Source organism: Acidiphilium sp. 20-67-58 (assembly GCF_002255515.1).
Lineage (GTDB): Bacteria > Pseudomonadota > Alphaproteobacteria > Acetobacterales > Acetobacteraceae > Acidiphilium.
On the sequence record NZ_NCAS01000107.1, the window covers coordinates 1 to 1,173 of the forward strand.

The following is a 1,173-nucleotide window of genomic DNA, read 5'->3' on the forward strand; positions in this document are numbered from 1 at the left end:
TCCGCGCGCGCGCTCTTTTTCATCTAATACTATCTGGCGTGGATAACTCGGGCCAAAAATCGCGATTTTCCGCAGAAACCAGCCAAAAAACCACTTGCTATTAAGTCCCACCCTGTGGGACTACTGAGACCCACCCCACGGGACTTAAAAGGAGGATACATGGCTGCCATAATCCACGCTCTGAAAACCAAACCAGACCGGCTGCGGCAGGACCAAGCCGAGCAGTTGCGTCAAGCACTGCTGCCTTTTGAGGAAGCCATGCCGGAGGCTGTGAAAGCCTTGATCGGCCACATCGACCGTCAGGCCGCCAGCCGCAACAAATGGACTTTTGTCATGCTCAGCCCGGAACAGAACGCCATCGTCGTTGATTACCTCGCTGACCACTCTGCTCGCCCGTTGGTGGCGGTGAAGCTGTGGGCGCTGTGCTTCAAGCACCTTCGCACCGACACCGGCGAAATCTTGCTTACACGCGAGGAAATTGCGGAAAAGCTGGGCCAGGAACCAAAGCGGGTTAGCGAGCTAATGACCGAACTTGAGAGTTTCGGCGCGATCATCCGCAAGCGGATGCGGGTCGGCGGAATGAAGGGGCCGGGGATGGTCCACTACTTCATGAACCCCAGAGTCGCCACGCATCTGAGCGGTCAGGAGCGGGACAAGGCCCAGTCCGATGCGCCCCTGCTGCGCCTTATGGAGGGCGGCAAAGCGCCATGAAATCCGATATCAATCAACTCGACCTGTCATTGCGGCAAGCGATCAGTGAAGCAAAATCTGACCTGCTAAAATGGACGTTCGGCGCAGTCGGTTTCCAGATCGTGGTCATCGTCGGCTTCCTATTGGCGCTACTCCACGGGATGCACCCCTAGTCCATCATATCGAATCCTCGATCCTTCTCCCGATTGGCCTGCGCCTCGCGCTCTTGTAGCTCGTCCTTGGTCGCTTCTTTCGTTTCATCGTCACCGCCCGGCGGAATCAGGCGCAAGGTGACGACACCGTCCCGCACCTCCGTCTTCCACTCGCCCATCTCGGCTATCTCGCGTTCGATTCTCGCTTCGAGAGCCCGCATTCTCTCCTGGTCGCGGCGCTCCGCCTCGGCTTCGGCGGCACGTCGGCGGTCCTCCTCGATCCGCTCATCGAGCACGGATCGAGCCGCCTCATACCGCCGCCATTCAGGGG

General features: G+C 58.9%; 3 protein-coding genes. 2 read left to right on the forward strand and 1 reads right to left on the reverse strand.

Features of this window, described 5'->3' with window-relative positions; translation table 11 throughout:
• Nucleotides 1-159: 159 nt before the first annotated feature.
• Complete coding sequence (locus B7Z76_RS16200) at nt 160-711, forward strand: hypothetical protein (protein WP_291345293.1); 552 nt, start codon at nt 160-162, stop codon at nt 709-711.
• Nucleotides 708-863, forward strand: coding sequence for a hypothetical protein (locus B7Z76_RS16205; RefSeq protein WP_291345295.1), 156 nt, complete (start codon nt 708-710; stop codon nt 861-863). The genes B7Z76_RS16200 and B7Z76_RS16205 overlap by 4 nt, the downstream gene beginning before the upstream one ends.
• On the opposite strand, the gene B7Z76_RS16210 is transcribed toward B7Z76_RS16205, so the two are convergent.
• Nucleotides 860-1,173 (reverse strand): hypothetical protein (locus B7Z76_RS16210; RefSeq protein WP_291345296.1); only part of this gene is annotated, 314 nt, incomplete at its 5' end. The two genes, B7Z76_RS16205 and B7Z76_RS16210, sit on opposite strands and share 4 nt — an antisense overlap.

Bases quoted from the DNA above. Each gene is read 5' to 3' on its own strand.
- B7Z76_RS16200 (WP_291345293.1), top strand. From the start codon at position 160: ATGGCTGCCATAATCCACGCTCTGAAAACCAAACCAGACCGGCTGCGG.
- B7Z76_RS16205 (WP_291345295.1), top strand. From the start codon at position 708: ATGAAATCCGATATCAATCAACTCGACCTGTCATTGCGGCAAGCGATC.